Source organism: Streptomyces sp. NPDC048275 (genome assembly GCF_040652275.1).
GTDB lineage: Bacteria > Actinomycetota > Actinomycetes > Streptomycetales > Streptomycetaceae > Streptomyces.
Map to the genome: position 1 here is coordinate 1 of NZ_JBEZLR010000049.1, position 20186 is coordinate 20186.

The 20186-nt window shown below is 71.2% G+C and carries 17 protein-coding genes; 12 read left to right on the forward strand and 5 right to left on the reverse strand.

Annotation, left to right across the window (positions count from 1 at the left end):
* Nucleotides 1-170 precede the first annotated feature (170 nt).
* Entirely contained in the window at nt 171-2567 is a 2397-nt protein-coding gene (locus tag AB0D57_RS26320) for a DEAD/DEAH box helicase (RefSeq protein WP_362077751.1), read from the reverse strand.
* A 472-nt stretch (nt 2568-3039) separates the two neighbouring features.
* On the opposite strand from AB0D57_RS26320, the gene AB0D57_RS26325 reads away from it, so the two are divergent.
* Nucleotides 3040-3789, forward strand: a complete 750-nt coding sequence (locus tag AB0D57_RS26325) for a ferritin-like fold-containing protein (RefSeq protein WP_362077754.1) — start codon at nt 3040-3042, stop codon at nt 3787-3789.
* Nucleotides 3790-3944: 155 nt separating this feature from the next.
* Here AB0D57_RS26325 and AB0D57_RS26330 read toward each other — a convergent pair whose 3' ends face one another.
* The 4 genes from AB0D57_RS26330 to AB0D57_RS26345 all read right to left on the reverse strand — a co-directional run bounded on the left by AB0D57_RS26330 (nt 3945) and on the right by AB0D57_RS26345 (nt 5904).
* Nucleotides 3945-4214, reverse strand: coding sequence for a hypothetical protein (locus tag AB0D57_RS26330; RefSeq protein ID WP_362077757.1), 270 nt, complete (start codon nt 4212-4214; stop codon nt 3945-3947).
* A gap of 210 nt (nt 4215-4424) precedes the next feature.
* Nucleotides 4425-4652 (reverse strand): DUF3107 domain-containing protein, encoded by a 228-nt coding sequence (locus AB0D57_RS26335; protein WP_028801993.1) that lies wholly within the window; start codon nt 4650-4652, stop codon nt 4425-4427.
* A 156-nt stretch (nt 4653-4808) separates the two neighbouring features.
* Nucleotides 4809-5450: a TetR/AcrR family transcriptional regulator gene (locus tag AB0D57_RS26340; protein ID WP_362077760.1), complete on the reverse strand. Its 642-nt coding sequence runs from the start codon at nt 5448-5450 to the stop codon at nt 4809-4811.
* A 235-nt stretch (nt 5451-5685) separates the two neighbouring features.
* The gene (locus tag AB0D57_RS26345) at nt 5686-5904 is read right to left on the reverse strand and encodes a hypothetical protein (RefSeq protein ID WP_362077763.1); all 219 of its coding nucleotides are present in this window, start codon (nt 5902-5904) and stop codon (nt 5686-5688) included.
* Between the two features lie 158 nt (nt 5905-6062).
* Between AB0D57_RS26345 and AB0D57_RS26350 the strand changes: the two genes are divergently transcribed.
* The 11 genes from AB0D57_RS26350 (at nt 6063) to AB0D57_RS26400 (ending at nt 20165) form a co-directional block, all read left to right on the forward strand.
* Nucleotides 6063-7064, forward strand: coding sequence for an alpha/beta hydrolase (locus AB0D57_RS26350; RefSeq protein ID WP_362077766.1), 1002 nt, complete (start codon nt 6063-6065; stop codon nt 7062-7064).
* A gap of 8 nt (nt 7065-7072) precedes the next feature.
* Nucleotides 7073-8737, forward strand: coding sequence for a DUF3152 domain-containing protein (locus tag AB0D57_RS26355; protein ID WP_362077769.1), 1665 nt, complete (start codon nt 7073-7075; stop codon nt 8735-8737).
* 56 nt (nt 8738-8793) lie between these two features.
* The gene (locus AB0D57_RS26360) at nt 8794-8886 is read left to right on the forward strand and encodes an Ms4533A family Cys-rich leader peptide (protein WP_362077772.1); all 93 of its coding nucleotides are present in this window, start codon (nt 8794-8796) and stop codon (nt 8884-8886) included.
* Between the two features lie 325 nt (nt 8887-9211).
* Nucleotides 9212-10930: an ABC transporter substrate-binding protein gene (locus tag AB0D57_RS26365; protein ID WP_362077775.1), complete on the forward strand. Its 1719-nt coding sequence runs from the start codon at nt 9212-9214 to the stop codon at nt 10928-10930.
* Nucleotides 10931-10934: 4 nt separating this feature from the next.
* Complete coding sequence (locus AB0D57_RS26370; protein WP_362077778.1) at nt 10935-11927, forward strand: ABC transporter permease; 993 nt, start codon at nt 10935-10937, stop codon at nt 11925-11927.
* 86 nt (nt 11928-12013) lie between these two features.
* The gene (locus AB0D57_RS26375; protein WP_362077899.1) at nt 12014-13012 is read left to right on the forward strand and encodes an ABC transporter permease; all 999 of its coding nucleotides are present in this window, start codon (nt 12014-12016) and stop codon (nt 13010-13012) included.
* Entirely contained in the window at nt 13009-14730 is a 1722-nt protein-coding gene (locus AB0D57_RS26380) for an ABC transporter ATP-binding protein (RefSeq protein WP_362077781.1), read from the forward strand. The genes AB0D57_RS26375 and AB0D57_RS26380 overlap by 4 nt, the downstream gene beginning before the upstream one ends.
* Nucleotides 14731-14920: 190 nt before the next feature.
* Entirely contained in the window at nt 14921-16657 is a 1737-nt protein-coding gene (locus AB0D57_RS26385; protein ID WP_362077784.1) for a DUF3492 domain-containing protein, read from the forward strand.
* 26 nt (nt 16658-16683) lie between these two features.
* Nucleotides 16684-17961, forward strand: coding sequence for a hypothetical protein (locus AB0D57_RS26390; protein WP_362077902.1), 1278 nt, complete (start codon nt 16684-16686; stop codon nt 17959-17961).
* Between the two features lie 507 nt (nt 17962-18468).
* Nucleotides 18469-19428 carry an NAD-dependent epimerase/dehydratase family protein gene (locus AB0D57_RS26395; protein ID WP_362077787.1) on the forward strand — a complete coding sequence of 320 codons (960 nt, stop codon included), beginning with the start codon at nt 18469-18471 and terminating at the stop codon, nt 19426-19428.
* Nucleotides 19416-20165 (forward strand): spherulation-specific family 4 protein, encoded by a 750-nt coding sequence (locus AB0D57_RS26400; RefSeq protein ID WP_362077790.1) that lies wholly within the window; start codon nt 19416-19418, stop codon nt 20163-20165. The genes AB0D57_RS26395 and AB0D57_RS26400 overlap by 13 nt, the downstream gene beginning before the upstream one ends.
* Nucleotides 20166-20186 lie beyond the last annotated feature (21 nt).

The following is a 20186-nucleotide window of genomic DNA, read 5'->3' on the forward strand; positions in this document are numbered from 1 at the left end:
CCTCCGCCTTGCAGTTGGACGCACCAGACCCCGCTCACCAGCGTTTATAGGGCGCCGCCGATTTCCTGCGACTTGATCCGCCGGACAGGCCCTAGACCTCGGCGGAGGGCGCCCGAGAACGCCGATGGCCCGGCCCCACACAAGGTGGGACCGGGCCATCGGGCTGAGGGTCAGCTTTCCGCGGGCTCCGCGGCAGCCGCGGCCTTGCGCGTCCGGCGGCGCGGCTTGGCGTCGGCTTCCTCGGCGGCTGTCTGGGCCGGGATTTCGGCGTCGACGGTCGCGGTGGTGGCCTTGCGGGTACGGCGGCGGGGCTTGGCCTCGGTGGCTTCGGCGGTGTCCGCGGCTGCTTCGGCGGCAGCGGTGGTGGCCTTGGCGCGGGTGCGGCGGGGCTTGGTCTCCGTCGCTTCCGGTGTCGCCTCAACCGTGGCCACTGTGGCCACCGCGGCCTTGCGGGTGCGGCGCGGCTTGGTCTCGGTGACCTCGGTGACTGCTTCGGCCGTGTCGACCACGGCCTCGGCGGCCTCGGCGGGCTCGGCGGCCTTGCGCGTCCGGCGGCGCGGCTTGGCGTCGGCTTCCTCGGCGGCTGTCTGGGCCGGGATTTCGGCGTCGACGGTCGCGGTGGTGGCCTTGCGGGTACGGCGGCGGGGCTTGGCCTCGGTGGCTTCGGCGGTGTCCGCGGCTGCTTCGGCGGCAGCGGTGGTGGCCTTGGCGCGGGTGCGGCGGGGCTTGGTCTCCGTCGCTTCCGGTGTCGCCTCGACCGTGGCCACTGTGGCCACCGCGGCCTTGCGGGTGCGGCGCGGCTTGGTCTCGGTGACCTCGGTGACTGCTTCGGCCGTGTCGACCACGGCCTCGGCGGCCTCGGCGGGCTCGGCGGCCTTGCGCGTCCGGCGGCGCGGCTGCGGCGGAGCCGGCGCCTCCGTGACGTCCTCGACGACAGCCTCGGCGACGGCGGTCACGGTCTCGACCGTGGCCTCCGCCGTCTTGCGGGTACGGCGGCGGCGCGGCTTCGCAGCCGCCTCCACCGTCTCTGCCGCCTCTGCAGCATCCGTGCCCTCGGCCGTGGCGACGGCGCTCTCGGCGGCCTCGGTCGCCGACGGCTCGACCACTGCGGCCGCCACGGGCTCCGAAGACGCCCCGACGCGCGTACGGCGACGACGGCGCGGAGTGCGGGGCTCGGTGGCCTCTCCGGACGCGGGCTCCGTCGTTGCCTCCGGAGCCGACGTCGCGGGAGCCGACGTCGCGGACGTCTCCTCCAGCGGTGCGCCGTTGCGCGTACGGCGACGGCGACGCGGAGTGCGCGCCGGACGCTCACGCTCGCGCTCGGCGGCCGGCGCCGAGGAACGGCCACCGCGACCGCGCGGACCACCACGGCCGCCGGTCTCGCCGAGGTCCTCGACCGCCTCGGCCGCGAGCCCGGCGCGGGTGCGCTCGGAACGCGGCAGGACACCCTTGGTGCCGGCCGGGATGCTCAGCTCCTCGAAGAGGTGCGGGGAGGTGGAGTACGTCTCCGGCGGGTCGTTGAAGTTGAGCTCCAACGCCTTGTTGATCAGCTGCCAGCGCGGGATGTCGTCCCAGTCGACGAGCGTGATCGCGATGCCCTTGGCGCCTGCGCGGCCCGTACGGCCGATGCGGTGCAGGTACGTCTTCTCGTCCTCGGGGGACTGGTAGTTGATGACGTGCGTGACGCCTTCGACGTCGATGCCGCGGGCGGCCACGTCGGTGCAGACGAGGACGTCGACCTTGCCGTTGCGGAAGGCGCGCAGCGCCTGCTCGCGGGCGCCCTGGCCGAGGTCGCCGTGGACCGCGCCGGAGGCGAAGCCGCGCTGCTGGAGCTGGTCGGCGAGGTCGGCCGCCGTGCGCTTCGTACGGCAGAAGACCATGGCCAGTCCCCGGCCGTCGGCCTGCAGTATGCGTGCGACCAGCTCGGGCTTGTCCATATTGTGGGCGCGGTAGATGTGCTGCGAGGTGTTCGCGACCGTCGCGCCCTCGTCGTCCGGCGCGGTGGCGCGGATGTGCGTGGGCTGCGACATGTAGCGGCGTGCGAGACCGATGACGGCGCCCGGCATGGTCGCGGAGAACAGCATCGTCTGACGGCGGGCCGGCAGCATGTTCATGATCTTCTCGACGTCGGGCAGGAAGCCCAGGTCGAGCATCTCGTCGGCCTCGTCGAGGACGAGCGCCTTGATGTGCTTGAGGTTGAGCTTCTTCTGGCCCGCGAGGTCCAGCAGCCGCCCGGGAGTGCCGACGATGACGTCGACGCCCTTCTTGAGGGCCTCGACCTGGGGCTCGTACGCCCGGCCGCCGTAGATGGCGAGAACGCGTACGTTGCGGACCTTGCCCGCGGTCAGCAGGTCGTTCGTCACCTGGGTGCACAGCTCGCGCGTCGGGACGACGACGAGGGCCTGCGGGGCGTCGGTGAGCTGCTCGGGCTGGGCCCGGCCCGCCTCGACGTCCGCGGGGACGGTGACGCGCTCGAGGAGCGGGAGGCCGAAGCCCAGCGTCTTGCCGGTGCCGGTCTTGGCCTGGCCGATGACGTCGGTGCCCGAAAGGGCGACGGGGAGCGTCATCTCCTGGATGGGGAAGGGATTGATGATGCCGACGGCTTCAAGGGCCTCGGCCGTCTCGGGAAGGATCCCGAGCTCTCGGAAAGTCGTAGTCAGGGTGCTGCCTCTTCTGTGTACGCGGTGCGAGGCGAGCGCGGGGGTCGTGTCTGGGGACCGTGCCGGGGACGTCGGCCGCTCTTGACGGGCGGGCCGGGTGGCATGGGACCACTGCCGACGCTCGAGCTCTCGTGCCGCTGAGGGTCCCTCCGGACGTCGTACGCAATGTGCCGTACGGACGAGGAGGGCTGTCGGGTCGGAGCCGATCGGGCCACCGACCGGGCATCCTCATTCGTGCGGCCCGTCGAATACTCGCCGGGCGCATTACCACCATACCCCGGAATCGCGCATATGCGATGGCCGATTTGGTCACGTCATGGTCGTCACACTGATTGACCAGGGACTTCCGTGTTGCGGTGAGCGAGCTATTGTGCGCTTCATGACGACGCCTGACAACGCCGCAGACACACCCGCCGAGGCCACTCCCGCGCCCACCGGAGTAGCAGCCCAGGACTGGGACACGGCCTCCGCCGACCCCCAGTACCGTGCCGCGGTCGTGGACCTGCTCGGAGCGCTTGCGTACGGCGAGCTGGCGGCGTTCGAACGGCTCGCGGAGGACGCCAAGCTGGCGCCGACACTCAGTGACAAGGCGGAGCTGGCGAAGATGGCGTCGGCCGAGTTCCACCACTTCGAGCGGCTGCGGGACCGGCTCGCGGCGATCGGTGCGGAGCCGACGCAGGCGATGGAGCCCTTTGTCGCGGCGCTCGACGGCTTCCACAAGCAGACGGCCCCCTCGGACTGGCTGGAAGGGCTCGTCAAGGCGTACGTCGGCGACTCCATCGCCAGTGACTTCTACCGGGAGGTTGCCGCGCGGCTCGACGCCGACACGCGCGGGCTGGTCCTCGCCGTTCTCGACGACACCGGGCACGCCGGCTTCGCCATCGAGAAGGTGCGCGCCGCGATCGACGCCGACCCCCGCGTGGGCGGCCGGCTCGCGCTGTGGGCGCGGCGGCTGATGGGTGAGGCGCTGTCCCAGTCGCAGCGGGTGGTCGCGGACCGTGACGCCCTGTCGACGATGCTCGTGGGCGGCGTCGCGGACGGCTTCGACCTCGCGGAGGTCGGCCGGATGTTCTCGCGGATCACCGAGGCGCACACGAAGCGGATGGCCGCGCTGGGCCTGGCCGCCTGACCGGGACGTCTACGGCTGCTGATTTCGTCGCCTACGAAGACTGGCCGCGCCGCTTGTGGATGGGGTGCTTGCGGATCGGGTGCCTTCGGAAGGGGTGCTTTCCGAAGGGGTGCTTTCCGAAGGGGTGCTTTCGGAAGGGGTGCTTTCGGAAGGGGTCACGCCGTCGCTGAGCGGCGGCGAAATCTCTCCGCGGGGCGCAGCAGCAGCGACAGCAGCGCTACGGAGACGATCGCCGCGCCGATGAGGATCACCAGGAAGTAGCCGGAGCCCAGCGACGTGTGCGTCAGGAAGGCCCCGAACAGGGCTCCGGCGACGCCGGTCGACAGGACCAGGCTGCGGGTCGGCAGGCGGTGCGGCAGGCGGGATGCCGCCACCCATGCCAGGGCGAGACCGAGCATCGCGGCGCCGAGCGCTTCCAAGAACATGGTGGGGTCCCTCCCGCACGGCCGGTGCAAATCGGTCGTAGCCGGTCTTACCCCTGACGTGCGGAATGCAATCCTCCTGTGTGGGGGATCTGTGCTCCATCTGTGTCCGGTGCCGATATCCGGCCAAGCGCGGAAGCGGTTTCGGAAGCGGATACGCGAAGGGGGCCGGTGGCACTGCCACCGGCCCCCTTCGCGTATCCGCTCGCCTGACTACAGCGCGCTGAATCCCACCTTGCGCTGGGTGGGCTCGCCGAGCTCCACATACGCGAGGCGGTCGGCCGGAACCAAGACCTTGCGGCCGTGGTCGTCCACGAGGCTCAGCAGCTGCGACTTGCCGGCCAGAGCCTCGGACACCGCGCGCTCGACCTCTTCCGGGGTCTGACCGCTCTCCAGAACGATCTCGCGGGGCGCGTGCTGCACGCCGATCTTGACCTCCACGGCTTTGTCCCTCCGACGGTCAGTGATGTGCGCGTTCGTACGCGCCGTACGCTGCACACATTAGCCCGGTGAGGGGACGTACACGCTCCGCTCAAGAACGCCAGGAGCGAACAGCGCGCGGGAACAAACGCGCGGTACGGACGCCGTCCGTGGTGATCAGTGGTGATCGGTACCGTGCAGCGGGAAGCCCGCGATGCCCCGCCAGGCCAGCGAGGTCAGCAGCTGGACCGCCTCGTCGCGGGGGACGCTGCGGTCACTGTGCAACCAGGAGCGGGCCACCACTTGGGCCAGACCGCCCAGGCCGGACGCGAGGAGCATCGACTCGGCGCGCGAGAGACCGGTGTCCTCCGCGATGACGTCGCAGATCGCCTCCGCGCACTGGTGCGTGACCCTGTCCACGCGCTCGCGGACCGCGGGCTCGTTCGTCAGGTCGGACTCGAAGACCAGCCGGAAGGCGCCGCCGTCGTCCTCGACGTACGCGAAGTAGGCGTCCATCGTCGCGCGGACGCGCAAGCTGTTGTCCGTGGTGGACGCGAGCGCCGTCCGCACGGACTGCAGGAGCGACTCGCAGTGCTGGTCCAGCAGAGCGAGATACAGGTCGAGCTTGCCCGGGAAGTGCTGGTAGAGAACCGGCTTGCTGACGCCCGCGCGCTCGGCGATGTCGTCCATGGCGGCCGAGTGGTACCCCTGCGCAACGAATACTTCCTGGGCGGCGCCGAGGAGCTGGTTGCGTCGGGCCCGGCGCGGCAGGCGCGTGCCCCGCGGGCGCGCTGCCTCTGTCTGCTCGATGGCTGTCACGCCGCCTCCAAGATTGTCCACTTGCGGTGTGCGCCGCGTCGCCATCGTACTTTTCGGTAACCGTCGTGTGCGCGGTGCGAGCGCAGAATTTCACGTACCGGACGGTGGCGATAGCGGCGCAGACGATGCCGAACAGGGACGAGACGGGCGCGGCAGCGCCCGGTCACCCTGGCGGCGTCACCGGCGATTGTCCGCGCCGGCGGTTGTCTGCGTGATCGGTAAGCGTCAATTGTCCTTACCGGTAGTCGTCCTCGTTGAGTTCTACGACCCTCGCCTGTTCGGCGAGGTCCGCCTCGTTGGCGTTGTCGGGGTCGCCGACGCTCAGCAGGTCTTCGTCCTGCGGCGTCAGATCGGCGTGCTGCTCGGCCGCGTCCGCCTCGGGGGCCTCCGGGTCGAGGTCGGGGGCCTCGTCATCTTCGGCGAAGGTCTCGGGGTCCGTGGGGTCGACTGTCATGATTCCTCTTCCCGAGCGGTGCGAGTGCGCTCCTGTGTGCCTACGAGTGCCCTCGTTCGAAGCCTAGGAGACACCCGATCGAGGCGCTATGCGATCCGCTCGCGATCTGTGATGGCGAACACATGAGCCACTACGTGATCGTCTCGTAACATTGCTGCATGTCTTCGACCGAGCTTCCCCCCGCGCTGGCCGCCACCGTCACGCCGAGGGTCGGAACCGTTCGAGTCGCGGCGGGGGAGCGGCTGCGATCGGTGGGTCTGCCCGGGATCACGCTGACCGTACGGTCGAGACCGCCCGCCCGCGCGGGGCTGCCGCCCGCCTTGTATGTGCACGGTCTCGGCGGTTCCTCGCAGAACTGGTCGGCGCTGATGCCGCTGCTCGACGATCTGGTGGCCAGCGAGGCCCTCGATCTGCCGGGCTTCGGGGACTCGCCGCCGCCGGACGACGGCAACTACTCCGTCACCGGGCACGCGCGCGCGGTCATCCGTTATCTCGACGCGGCCGAGCGCGGTCCCGTACACCTCTTCGGGAACTCTCTGGGCGGGGCGGTCACGACGCGCGTCGCGGCCGTACGGCCCGATCTCGTCCGCACCCTCACGCTGGTGTCCCCCGCGCTCCCGGAGATCCGGGCGCAGCGCGGCGCATGGCCCACGGCGCTGCTCGCCGTGCCCGGAGTGGCGGGGATGTTCACCAAGTTCACCAAGGGCTGGAGCGCCGAGCAGCGCGTCCGCGGGGTCATGGCGCTCTGTTACGGGGATCCGGGCATGGTGACGCCCGAGGGCTTCCGGAACGCGGTCGAGGAAATGGAGCGACGGCTCGCCCTCCCGTACTTCTGGGACGCCATGGCGCGTTCGACGCGCGGGCTGGTGGACGCGTACACGCTGGGCGGTCAGCACGGGTTGTGGCGACAGGCCGAGCGGGTGCTCGCGCCGACCCTCCTTGTCTACGGTGGCCGCGACCAGCTTGTCGGTTACCGCATGGCCCAGCGGGCGGCGCGCGCCTTCCGCGATTCGCGGCTGCTGACCCTGCCGGACGCGGGGCATGTCGCGATGATGGAGTACCCGGAGGCGGTGGTCACGGCGTTCCGTGAACTCTTCGCGGACACGGGTGAGTTGACCTCCTCGACGAATTCCTCGACCGCCACCGGCGCGGGGAGCTGAGGCGCGGCGTGGGACGTCACAGTCGCCGGGGACGGGCGGGGAAGAGCGATACGGGGGGCGCGGGGAGGACGGGGGAGATGCCGGTGGTTCCGGCGCCCGGCATGGGGCCGGGTTCGGGGACGGGTGTGGGTACGGGTTCGGGGCCCGGTTCGTCGCAGGGTGCCGCTCGGCGGGGCGCCTTGGGGCCGCAGCCTCCCCGGCCTCCGATGGGCGGGAGTGCGCCCCGGGGAGTACCGAGGGCGGCGGACGGGACTCCGGCACACGGTGTCCCGCGCCTTCCGGACGGCACGCCCGCGCACGGTGTTCCGCGTTTCGCGGACGGGACTCCGGCACACGGTGTTCCGCGCTTTCCGGACGGGACCCCGGCTCATGGCATCCCGCGGATGGCGGACGGGACGCCTGCCCGTGGCGTGCCGCGGCTGCCCGACGGCACGCCGGCGCACGGTGTCCCCCAAGCGCGTGGCGGACACCCCGAGCAGCGTGAATCCGGCGGTGGCTGGGGCGATTTGAGAGGCGGAGCGCGTCCGTCGGACGCCGCGTACGACTTGCCTCAAGCCGGGGCGCAAGGGGCGCCCCGGAGCGCGCCCCTCGGTTATCCCGGACCGGCTGGACCTCCTGGGTCTTCCGGAGCTCCTGGCCCCCGCATTCCCCGGCAGCGGCAGGAGGCCGGGCCGGGGCAGGGGCCCCGACAGGCCTACATCGACGCCTTCGAAGAGAGCGACGACGTCGATCTCTTCGCGCCCCGGCGCAGCGCAGCGCACCACGCCGACCCCTACGCCACCGTCACAGACTGGGACCCGGAGCCCGTCGAGGAACAGGAACCGCTTCCGCAGGTCGAGGAGCCGGGGAAGGGCAAGTCCGGCAAGGGGCGGGCGTTCACCGGAATCGCCGCGGCCGCCGTCACCACCGTGCTCGCTGTCGTCGTGGCCGGACAGGTCGCCGGGCGGGACGACACCTCCGCCAACACGCAGTCCGCCGCCGGCGGTGACCGGGACGCCCGGGACTCCGCCTCGCGCGGCGACAACCGGGTGACGCCGTCCGACACGGCGAGTGCGACACCGAGCGCGGCGACGCTGACGTACGACGAGAAGATGGGCGAGAGGTACAAGCTCGGTGCCACGCTCAAGGGCTCGGGGAAGTTCGACGCGGTCGCCGGGCTCGACAAGGCGCCCGGAAAGGGGCAGAAATACACCTACCGGGTGGACGTGGAGCGGGGGCTCGGGCTCGATGCCGAACTCTTTGCGCAGGCCGTGCAGAAGACGCTGAACGACAACCGGAGTTGGGCCCACGGCGGCGCCCGCACGTTCGAGCGGATCCACTCCGGCAAACCCGACTTCGTGATCACGCTGGCCAGCCCCGGCACCACCGCCGACTGGTGTGCCAAGTCGAGTCTGGACACCACCGTGGACAACGTGTCGTGCGACTCGGCCTCCACCGAACGCGTCATGATCAATGCGTATCGCTGGGCGCAGGGCTCCGAGACCTACGGTGACAAAATCCATGCCTACCGGCAGATGCTGATCAACCATGAGGTCGGCCACCGGCTCGGATACGGCCATGAGACGTGTGACAAGGACGGCGAACTCGCCCCCGTCATGCAGCAGCAGAGCAAGTTCCTCGACCACGACGGGATCCACTGCCTGGCCAATCCTTGGCCGTACCCCGGAAGTTGACAGCGGCCACTCAGGTCGCGTTGACATGCGCCGAAAGTTCGTTCATATTTTTCGGCATGTCGCCTCGCCACGCCTCCGCACGCGCCGCCATTGAGCTCGCGCTCATCGGCGTGACCGCGTTCTGCGTGGCCGACATTTACTGTCGCTGACGTCCGCCCTTGGCGAGTGCGTCGCCGTTTTCGGGGTTCCGGTTTTCTGGTTTCCGGGTTTCCACGTTTCCGCGCGCTTCGGTGCCTTGCAGCCGATGCGCGCGGGTCTTTCTCCGGTCTCTCCGGTCTCTCCGGTTCCTCCGGTTCCTCCGGTTCCTCCGGTTCCTCCGGTCTTCCGGTTTCGCCGGGTTGCCGGTTCGCCGGTTCCCTCCGGTCTCTCCGGTCGGATGCCGACGCCTGACGCCTTGGGTGAACTCTGCTCTCCTCCGTCTCACCCCGTGTCAATCCGTCTCGCCATTCGAGCCTTTCGAGAGGTCGTCTTCCGATGCGTCAACCGTCCGCCATAGCGCGCCGCGTGGCCGCGGCATCCGTCACCCTGGTCGTGGCAGCGGGTGCGGCCGCCTGCGGTCCGAAGGACAATGATGCCAAGGGCGCCAGTGGCGACTCCAAGCCGCAGAAGGGGGGCACGCTGACGGTCCTGAACTCCAACCCGCAGAGCGACTTCGACCCGGCGCGCCTCTACACCTCCGGCGGCGGCAACGTCCCCTCCCTGGTCTTCCGTACGCTCACCACGCGCAACCGCGAGAGCGGGGCCGCCGGCGCCGAGGTGGTCCCGGACCTCGCCACGGACACCGGCCGCCCGAGCGAGAACGCGACCGTATGGACGTACACCCTGAAGAAGGGCCTCAAGTACGAGGACGGGACGCCGATCACCTCCGCCGACATCAAGTACGGCATCGAGCGTTCCTTTGCCGCCGAACTCTCCGGCGGAGCCCCCTACTTGAGGGACTGGCTGATCGGTGGCGCCGACTACCAGGGCCCGTACAAGGACAAGAAGGGCCTCGACTCGATCGAGACGCCGGACGACCTGACCATCGTCTTCCACCTCAACAAGCCCGAGGGCGAGTTCCCCTACCTGGCCACGCAGACGCAGTTCGCGCCCGTCCCGGAGGCCAAGGACACCGGTACGAAGTACGAGGAGCACCCGATCTCCTCGGGTCCGTACAAGGTCGTCAAGAACGAGAACGACGGCGAGCGGCTCACCCTGGAACGCAACACGTACTGGTCCGCGTCGGTCGACGCCGAGCGCAAGGCCTACCCGGACACGATCGACGTACGGTCGGGTCTGGACTCGTCCGTGATCAACCAGCGGCTGTCCTCGTCTCAAGGGGCGGACGCCACCGCCGTCACCACGGACACCAACCTCGGCCCGGCCGAGCTCGCCAAGGTGACGGGTGACAAGGAGCTGGCCGCGCGCGTCGGCACCGGGCACTTCGGCTACACCAACTACCTCGCCTTCAACCCGAAGGTGAAGCCGTTCGACGACCCGAAGGTGCGGCAGGCGATCTCGTACGCCATCGACCGTTCGTCGGTGATCAACGCGGCGGGCGGGTCCTCGCTGGCCGAGGCCGCGACCACCTATCTGCCGAACCAGAAGTCCTTCGGCTACACGCCGTACGACCACTTCCCGGCGGGCGAGTCCGGCGACCCGGAGAAGGCGAAGGCGCTGCTGAAGGAGGCCGGTTACGAGGACGGGCTCACCCTCACGCTCACCCACTCCAACAGCAAGGACTTCGAGACCAGCCCGGAGATCGCCACCGCGATCCAGGACGCGCTGAAGAAGGCCGGAATCACCGTCAAGCTGCAGGGGCTCGAGGAGAACGACTACAGCGACAAGATCCACAGTGTGAAGACCGAGCCCGGCTTCTTCCTCGCCCACTGGGGTGCCGACTGGCCCTCCGGCGGTCCCTTCCTCGCTCCGATCTTCGACGGCCGTCAGATCGTCAAGGACGGCGCCAACTTCAACACCGGCCTCCTCAATGACAAGTCGGTCAACGATGAGATTGACGCGATCAACAAGTTGACCGATCTTGACGAGGCCGCCGAGCGCTGGGGTGCACTGGACAAGAAGATCGGCGAGCAGGCCCTGACCGTGCCGCTGTTCCACCCCGTCTACAAGCGCCTGTACGGCAGCGCCGTCAAGAACATCGTGATCAGCGACTGGACCGGCGTGCTGGACATCTCCCAGGTCGCGGTGAAGTAGCCCCATGAGCGAGGCCCTTGCGGCCGCGGAGGTCATCGGGACGGGAACGTCCGTTCCGGTGACCTCCGGGGGCCGACAGTTCTGGCGGCGACTGCGTACGCAGCGCGCCGCCCTCGTCGCGGCGGCCGTCGTCGCGCTGCTCGTCCTGGTCGCGCTCGCCGCACCGCTGCTCACGGCGATCGAGGGCCAGGACCCGACCACCTACCACCCTTCGCTGATCGACTCCGCGCGCGGAGGCGTGCCCGTCGGCTCGCTCGGCGGCATCAGCGGCGACCACTGGCTCGGCGTCGAACCGCAGACCGGGCGGGATCTCTTCGCGCGGCTCGTCCACGGCGCCCGGGTCTCCCTCGGCGTCGCGTTCGCGGCGACGCTGGTGCAGATTCTCATCGGCGTGGTGGTCGGTGTCGCGGCCGGCCTCGGCAATCAATGGGTTGATCAACTGTTGAGTCGTGCCACGGACATCATCATCGCGATGCCGTTGATGATCATGTCTCTCGCGCTGCTCGCCATCGTGCCCAGCAGCTTTCCGCGGCCCGTGCTGGTCGCGCTCATCATCGGGCTGGTGGCCTGGGGCTCGACCGCGAAGATCGTGCGCGCGCATACGCTGATGCTCAAGGAGCTCGACTACGTGGCCGCTGCCCGGCTCAGCGGCTGGGGTTCCTGGCGGGTCGCCCGCCGCGAACTGCTGCCCGCGCTCGCCGCGCCCGTCATCACGTACGCGGCCCTCCTCGTCCCCGTGAACATCACCGTCGAGGCGGCGCTCAGCTTCCTGGGTGTCGGTGTGAAGCCGCCGACCTCCTCGTGGGGGCAGATGCTGACCGCGGCCGACGTCTGGTACCAGGCCGCACCGCAGTATCTGCTGCTGCCGGCCGGGGCGCTGTTCGTCACCGTGCTCGCGCTGACCGTGCTGGGCGACGGCGTGCGCACGGCGCTCGACCCGCGCGCGGCCTCACGGCTGCGCATCGGCACCGGACGTAAGCGGGAGGCCAAGGCGTGAGCAGCCTGACTGGACTGATTGGCCCGTCCCTGTCGAGAGGCCTGTCCTGGCTGAGGAGCCTGGCCGCGTTGAGGGGCCTGTCCGGGCTGAGCGGTTTCGCGGGATTCGTCGTACGGCGGCTGGTCGGCGCCGTCGTCACCCTGCTCGCGATCTCCGTGATCATCTATCTCGTCTTCTACGTCGCTCCCGGCAACGTCGCCCAGATCACCTGCGGCCCGCGCTGCTCGCCCGCCCAAGTGCAGCAGGTCTCCGAGCAGTTGCAGCTCGGTGATCCGTTGTACCTGCGCTACTGGCACTTCCTGCAAGGCATCTTCGTCGGCCAGGACTACTCGACGGGTACGTCCGTGGATCACTGCGGGGCGCCCTGCCTCGGGCTGTCCTACCAGAGCGATCAGCAGGTCACCCAGCTGATCGGGGCGAAGCTGCCGGTCACCTTCTCGCTGGTGCTCGGCGCGATGGTGCTGTGGCTGATCATCGGCGTCGGCACCGGAGTGCTGTCCGCGTGGCGGCGTGGCCGGGTCACCGAGCGGGTGCTCACCGGCATCACCCTCGCCGGCACGGCCACGCCCGTCTTCGTCATCGGCCTGGTGCTGATGATCGTCATCTGCGGGCAGTTGCAATGGCTGCCCTTCCCGCAGTACGTGCCCTTCACCGAGGACCCCGAGCAGTGGGCGTGGAACCTGCTGCTGCCGTGGTTGTCGCTGGCCCTGATCGAGTCCGCCAAATACGCCCGCCTGACCAGGGCCTCGATGCTGGAGACGCTCGCCGAGGACCATGTGCGCACCTTCCGCGCGTACGGCGTGAAGGAGCGGTCGATCATCGGGCGGCACGCCGTGCGCGGGGCCTTCGCGCCGGTCATCGCGCTGACCGCCAACGACTTCGGGTCGGCGATCGGCGGTGCCGTGCTCTCCGAGACGCTGTTCGGCCTGCCGGGCCTCGGGCGTGAACTCGTGCACGCGGTCAATGTCGTCGACCTGCCGGTGGTCGTCGGAATGGTGCTGGTCACCGGTTTCTTCGTGGTCCTGGCCAACGCCGTCGCGGACGTGCTGTACGCGGTGGCCGACCGACGGGTGGTGTTGTCGTGAGCGTCGCGAGTCTCGTAAGTCCGGTGGACGGCTTGGCCACGAGCCTCGTCGAAGTGACCGACCTCTCGGTCGAGTTCGGGGACCTGCGCGCAGTCGACCGGCTCTCCTTCCGGCTGGAGAAGGGCGCCGCGCTGGGCCTGGTCGGTGAGTCCGGCTCCGGCAAGTCCACGGTGGCGTCCGCCCTGCTGGCGCTGCACCGGGGCACCGGAGCGCGCGTCGGCGGTGCGGTGCGGGTGGCCGGAGTGGACGTGCAGGAGGCTTCCGACGACGAACTGCGGCGGCTGCGCGGCGGGAAGGCCGCGATGGTCTTCCAGGACCCGCTGTCGTCGCTCGACCCGTACTACGCGGTCGGCGACCAGATCGCCGAGGTGTACAGGGTGCATGTGAAGGCGTCCCGGCGCGCCGCACGCGCGCGTGCCGTCGAGGTGCTCGACCGCGTCGGCATCCCGGACGCCACCCGCCGCGCCCGCTCACGTCCGCACGAGTTCAGCGGCGGTATGCGCCAGCGCGCCCTGATCGCCATGGCGCTGGCCTGTCACCCCGACCTGCTGATCGCCGACGAGCCGACCACGGCCCTCGACGTGACCGTCCAGGCCCAGATCCTCGACCTGCTGCACACGCTGCGGGAGGAGACGGGGATGGGGCTGTTGCTGGTCACGCATGACGTGGGTGTGGCCGCCGAGAGTGTCGACGAGGTGCTGGTCATGCGGCACGGGCGGGTGGTCGAGCACGGCCCGGTGGCCACCGTCCTCGGTGCGCCGCGGGAGACGTACACGCAGGAGTTGTTGGGCGCGGTGCCTCGGGTGGACGCGCGGCGTGTGTCGGGTGGTGGTGTCTTGGGTGGTGGCGCGGCGGACGGGGCTGGGTCGGGCGGGGGCGTTCCGCCGGACGAGGGCGGTCCGACGGCCGAGGTCGTTTCGTCCGACGGGGTCATCCTCGACGCGGTGGGTCTGCGGCGCGAATTCGGGCGCGGGAAGCGGCGGTTCACGGCCGTGGACGAGGTGTCGCTCACGGTTCGGCGCGGGGAGACGCTCGGGGTCGTGGGGGAGAGCGGCAGCGGGAAGACCACGCTGGGACGGATGCTGGTCGGGCTGCTGGAGCCGACGGCCGGGTCGGTCCGGTACGAGGGTCGTACGCAGACCGGCGTCAGTCCTTCCGTCCAGATGGTCTTCCAGGACCCTGTCTCCTCCCTCAACCCGCGGCGCAGCGTCGGCGAGTCCATCGCCGATCCGCTGCGGGCACGCGGGGAGCTGGACGAGGGGCGCATTCGAGGGCGGGTACGGGAACTGCTGGAGCGCGTGGGGCTCGAAGCGGCGCACTACGACCGCTACCCGCACGAGTTCAGCGGCGGACAGCGCCAGCGCGTCGGGATCGCGCGGGCGCTCGCCGCCGACCCGCGCGTCATCGTCTGCGACGAACCGGTCTCCGCTCTCGATGTCACCACGCAGGCCCAGGTGGTCGCCCTGCTCGCCGAGTTGCAGCGGGAACTCGGGCTCGCGCTCGTGTTCGTGGCGCACGATCTCGCGGTCGTGCGCCAGGTCAGCGACCGGGTCGCGGTGATGCGGCGCGGTCGCATCGTCGAGTACGGGCCCGCCGACGAGGTGTACGAGTCGCCGCGGGATCCGTACACGAAGCAGCTGCTGGCCGCCGTACCGGCGCTCGATCCAGTGGTAGCGGCGAAACGGCGCACCGCCCGGAGACAGCTGGCCGCCGCCTGACGAAACGCCCTTGCATGATCTCCTAGCGCGACCGAACGCGCCCTGCGCGGGAAAGTTACGACCGTTCACCCCTTTTGGTGGCGTGATGGACAACCGTCCGTCGCGCCACCGTCATGTCCGCATACGTTCGTCCCGCTGCGAGCCGCCGGGTCAACGGTGGCTCCCCATATGGGAGATCGGGGGTGCACTCGTGCGCATCGGACTGCTTACGGAGGGTGGCTATCCGTATGTGAGCGGTGACGCCAGGCTCTGGTGCGACCGGCTCGTGCGCGGGCTTGGGCAGCATGAGTTCGACATCTACGCGCTCAGTCGCAGCGAGCGGCAGGAGGACGAGGGCTGGATCCAGCTGCCGCCGCAGGTCAGCCGGGTGCTGACGGCTCCACTGTGGACGGCCGACGGCGACGGCGTGGTGTACGGGCGCCGGGCGCGGCGGCGGTTCGCCGAATGCTTCGGGGAGTTGGTGGCGGCGGTCTGCTCGGAGCCGGGGGGCTCCGACGGCTTGGGTGTCGCGGGTGGTTCCGGGGCTTCCCGCGGTGTTGAGGCGGACCGTTTCGGCAGTGCACTGTACGGGCTCGCTGAACTCGCCCGCGACGAGGGCGGACTGGTCGGGGCGCTGCGCTCCGAGGACGCCGTGCGCACCGTGGAGCGCGCCTGCCGCGCGCCCGGCGCACTCCGCGCCGCGCGTGCCGCGCGCGTACCCGATCTGCTCGCCGTCGCCGCCCACATCGAGCGCGCGCTGCGCCCCCTCTCGCTGGACTGGTACGAGGACGACGGGCTCGGCTCGGTCGACCTCTGTCACGCCGCGGCTGGCGGCTCCGCGGCCCTGCCCGGCCTCCTCGCCCAGCACTTCGCCGGGGTGCCGCTGCTTGTCACGGAGTACGGCGTGCAGTTGCGGGCGCACTATCTGGCCTCCGCGTCCGTCGATGAGTCCCCGGCGGTGCGGGCGCTGGTCGCCGCGTTTCACGGCCGTCTGGCCGCCGAGGTCTACCGGCGGGCAGCGATCATCACACCCGGTAACACCCACGCCCGCCGCTGGCAGGAGCGTTGTGGCGCCGACCGCGCCAAACTGCGCACCGTCTACCCCGGCATGGAGGCGTACCGCTTCGCGGAAGTGGGCGAGAGCGCGGAGAGTCCCGGGTGCGCGGACCCGGACACGCTGGTCTGGGTCGGCCGCATCGAACCGGCCAAGGACCTGATCTCGCTGCTGCACTCCTTCGCCGAGATCCGCAAGGAGGAGCCGAAGACCCGGCTGCGGATCGTCGGGGCGCCCGCCGAAGGACCGGACGGCGCGCTGTATCTCACCCACTGCAAGGCGCTGGCCGCGCAGCTCTTCCCCGACGAGGCGGAGGGCGTGCACGCGGTCGGCGACAACCCGGTGTCGTTCGAGGAGATCGGCGGCCCGGAGGTCCCGAGCCTCGCGGAGGCGTACGCGTCCGGCGCGGTGGTAGTCCTGTCGAGCGTTGTCGAAGGCTTCCCGATCAGCCTGGTCGAGGCCATGTTCTGCGGGCGCGCCACCGTGTCCACGGATGTGGGCGCGGTCGTCGAAGTCATCGGGGGTACGGGCCTGGTGGTGCCGCCGCGTAATCCGCGGGCGCTCGCCGAGGCGTGCGTGGCGCTGCTGCGCGACCCAGAGCGGCGCGCACGCCTGGGCGCGGCGGCACGTGCGCGTGCCCTCGAGCTGTTCACGGTCGAGCAGAACATCGAAGCATTTCACGGCATTTACCTGGATATCGTCTCGCATTCACCGGTCAGGCGGGTCGTCGTGGACGACGAGGGGGAGCCGCTGCCTTTCGGCGTACCGGCGGAGGCCCACGTACCCGGCTGCTGGACCGAGGCCCGCGTCATGGCAGCGAGGCAGCCGCTCTGGGCGGCTGGTGCGCCGGTGCGCGCGACGGTTCCGTTGACTGCGGGGGAGGGCGCGCGATGAGCGAACCGGGCGGAGCCGCAGGAGGACTGGGCGGGCTGGACGAACTGGACCGGCCCCAGACGCCGGGGAGCCCGGGGGCCTGGGACCGACGGTCCCCGGAGTGGGCTGTGGGGGACGGGGGGACGGACGTACGCACGGAAGGGGCTGCCGAAGAGTCCGGGCGCCCGATGGGCGCCGGCGCAGCGTACGACCACGCGACCGGCGCACGTGACCTCCCGAGCGCCACGCGTAAGCCCATCACCCGTCGAGGGGCCGTGGACCCTGTGAAGGCCCTGATGCACCGGCATCGCGAGCTCTGCGAGCGTGCCGTCGACTCGTTGGAGATCGCGGCGGGCCTGGAGGCGCACGGGGTGACCGATCGGACCGCCGCCCGATTCCGGCACCGGGACGTTTTCTCGCTCGCCGAGGAGATGTACGCGCGCGTGGCGCGCGACGGGGAACCGGCGTCGCTGCCCGCACCCCCGGAGCGCCCCGGCGCGCGCGCCGACTGGGCCGCGCTCGCCCTGCTGCCGGGCGCCCTGTGCGCGGCAGCCGTGGTCGGGCTACGGCTCACCGAAGGGCAACCGCGCCTCGCGGTCGCCGTGGTGGGCACTCTCGCCGTCGCGCTCGGCCTGCGCTTCGCCCTCCGCCGCGGCCCCCTGAGCGCCACCCACCGCACGACGAGCGGCACGCGCGCGTGGACCTGCTGGCTGATCGCGTACGCCGTGCTCGGCGACGGGCTGCTGAGCGCCGGTATCGCAGGCGGTCCCGACGGCCCCTGGCCCCTGGCCACCGCACCCACGCTTGCCCTCGCCCTGGCCTGCGCCCCCGCGGCCTGGTGCGCCCACCTCTTCGCCGTACGCGCCCACCGCAAGCTGACCGCCAGCCGCGGCCTGGAGGACTTCGCCGCCTCCGTGCAGCCGCTGCTCCTGGGGGTGTTCGGCCTGTTCGTGTGTGCGCTCGGCACGCTGCTCGCACTGAGCGGGGCAGCGCTGGGCGAGCCCGCCGGGTACGCCGGAGCAGGCGCCCTCGGCGCGCTGCTCCTGCTCGCACGCCTGCTGACGGTGCGTGGCTTCATGTATGCGCCCGCCATCGTCCTCGGCGCCGCGGGCGCGGCCGAGGCGACCGCGTTGGCCGTGGTCTTCGCGGGCCGCCTCCCCGGTTGCTCGTTCCTGGCCATGCCGGTCGACACCGTCGTCGGCACCTGGGGGCCGGGCGCCGTCCCCGCTCTGGCGTGCGGCGCGGCGGCTGCCGTCCTCCTGATCCACGCGACCCGCAAACTGACCCGGGCCTCGGCCCACGCGACACCAGACGGGGCGCCATGAGTACCGCCCCGGACGCCGGCCCGCGTCCCCCGCAAGGCCCCGCACCGAACGCCGACCCGCTCCCCGCCCCGCGCCGTTCCCACCAGAACGCCGAGCCTCCCCTTGGCCCCCTGTGCCCCGGCCCGGACCGCGTGAGCAAGGACAGGGACCCGCGGCCCGGCCCACCGCGCTCCCGCGGGAACTACACGCCGCTCCCCGGCCCGCAGCGCTTCGGCCCGAACGCCGAGCCGCTCCGCGGCCCCTGGCATTCCGGCCCGAAAGCCGCGCCGCTCCCCAGCTCCCGGCGTTCCGGTCCGGACGCCGCGAGCCCCACCCAAGACCCGGCCCACGGTGTCCCCCCACCGCTGTGCGCCGTGACCCGCGCCCGAGGGTCCAGCCCTCGCACCGGGCGCACTTCTCCCGCGGGGCCGACACCGCGGGCCCTCTTCCCGACCCACGGCATCACCCCGAAGGAGAACGCCAGATGATCACCTCCCGAACCGGAGAGTCCGCCCCGGGAGCCGCCCTATGAGGGTCCTGCTGATCGGAGCCAACGGATACCTCGGCCGCTTCGTCGCCGACCGACTGCTAGCCGACCCGGCCGTGCAGCTCACCGCGCTCGGTCGGGGCGACGACGCCGACGTACGCTTCGACCTCGCCTCAGGCAGCCCCGGCGCGCTCACCCGCTTCCTGGACGCGGTGCACCCCGGGGTCGTCATCAACTGCGCCGGCGCCACCCGCGGCGGCGCCCGCGAACTGACCCGGCACAACACCGTCGCCGTCGCCACCGTCTGCGAGGCTCTGCGCCGCAGCGGCTGCGGCGCACGCATGGTGCAGATCGGCTGCGGCGCCGAGTACGGGCCCAGCCAGCCGGGTTCGTCCACGGCCGAGGACGCGGTACCGCGCCCGGGCGGCCCGTACGGCGTCAGCAAACTCGCCGCCACCGAGCTGGTCCTCGGCTCCGGCCTGGACGCCGTCGTACTGCGCGTCTTCTCACCCACGGGGCCCGGCACACCGGCCGGATCCCCGCTCGGCCGCCTCGCCGAGGCCATGCGGCGCGCCATGCAGTCCGGCGATGGCGAGCTCAAGCTCGGCGGACTCGGCGTCCAGCGCGACTTCATCGACGTACGCGATGTAGCCCGCGCCGTCCACGCCGCCTCGCTCTCCGCCGCGCAGGGCGTCATCAACATCGGCTCGGGCCGTGCCGTACGTCTCCGTGACGCCGCCGCCGTCCTCGCCCGTGTGGCGGGCTACGGCGGCGCCCTGCACGAACTCGACGGACCTCCCGGGCCGCTGAGGGCATCCATCGGCCACCCCCGCAGCGAACCGGACCACGCGGCCCCGGTCGCGTACCCCTACCCGGACGGCTGCGGCAGCTGGCAGCAGGCCGATGTGCGCACCGCACGCGACCGGCTCGGCTGGCGGCCCCGGATCAACCTCGAGGAATCCCTCGCCGACATCTGGATGGAGGCGGCATGCCGCATCTGACCAGCGCCCCAACGGGCACCGCGAGCACCGGCTTAGGCCTCGGCTTCGGTATCCCCGGCTACGCACACCCTCTCGTCGCTCCAGTGGAATGGGGCGAACTCACCCGCCCCGGCACCCCCTTGCACTGGGTCGTCCTGAACGTGGCGGGCGGCCCCGGCACGCGCCCCGACCCGCACTGCCTGGAAGCCGCGGGCCGCCTGCACAACGCGGGCGTGCGCCTCCTCGGGCACCTGGACGCGGCACACGGCGCGCGCGCCTTCGGGGAACTGCTCTCCGACGCGCACCGGTATCTCGAGTGGTACCGGGTCGGCGGGTTCCTCCTCGACCGCTGTCCCACCGAGCGCGCCGCGCTCCCCGAGGTCCGCCGCACGGCTACCACACTCCGCGCGCTCCACGATGACGCGCACATCGTCTTCGGCCACCGCACCCACCCGTACCCCGGCTATGCCGAGAACGCCGACCAGCTGGTGACCTTCTCCGGCTCCTGGAGTGACTACCGCTGGTCGCAGGTCGCCGAGTGGACCGCCGACTATCCGCCCGAGCGCTTCTGCCACTTCGTGCACGGCGTGCCCCGCGGCCATCTCGACGAGGCGCTGCGCATCGCCCGCTGGCAGGGAGCTTCGACGATCTACTTCACCGACCGCACGGACCGCGGCGGCCGGGCCGACCCCTGGGAGACGATGCCCGGCTACTGGGACGAAATCGTCTCGCGGATCGGAACGGGTGTCTCGGAATGAAGAAGGGCGTGGCAGTGTTAC

Bases quoted from the DNA above. Each gene is read 5' to 3' on its own strand.
- AB0D57_RS26400 (WP_362077790.1), top strand. From the start codon at position 19,416: ATGCCGCATCTGACCAGCGCCCCAACGGGCACCGCGAGCACCGGCTTA.
- AB0D57_RS26360 (WP_362077772.1), top strand. From the start codon at position 8,794: ATGTCGCCTCGCCACGCCTCCGCACGCGCCGCCATTGAGCTCGCGCTC.
- AB0D57_RS26320 (WP_362077751.1), bottom strand. From the start codon at position 2,567: ATGACGCTCCCCGTCGCCCTTTCGGGCACCGACGTCATCGGCCAGGCC.
- AB0D57_RS26330 (WP_362077757.1), bottom strand. From the start codon at position 4,214: ATGTTCTTGGAAGCGCTCGGCGCCGCGATGCTCGGTCTCGCCCTGGCA.
- AB0D57_RS26345 (WP_362077763.1), bottom strand. From the start codon at position 5,904: ATGACAGTCGACCCCACGGACCCCGAGACCTTCGCCGAAGATGACGAG.
- AB0D57_RS26350 (WP_362077766.1), top strand. From the start codon at position 6,063: ATGTCTTCGACCGAGCTTCCCCCCGCGCTGGCCGCCACCGTCACGCCG.
- AB0D57_RS26395 (WP_362077787.1), top strand. From the start codon at position 18,469: ATGAGGGTCCTGCTGATCGGAGCCAACGGATACCTCGGCCGCTTCGTC.
- AB0D57_RS26370 (WP_362077778.1), top strand. From the start codon at position 10,935: ATGAGCGAGGCCCTTGCGGCCGCGGAGGTCATCGGGACGGGAACGTCC.
- AB0D57_RS26325 (WP_362077754.1), top strand. From the start codon at position 3,040: ATGACGACGCCTGACAACGCCGCAGACACACCCGCCGAGGCCACTCCC.
- AB0D57_RS26365 (WP_362077775.1), top strand. From the start codon at position 9,212: ATGCGTCAACCGTCCGCCATAGCGCGCCGCGTGGCCGCGGCATCCGTC.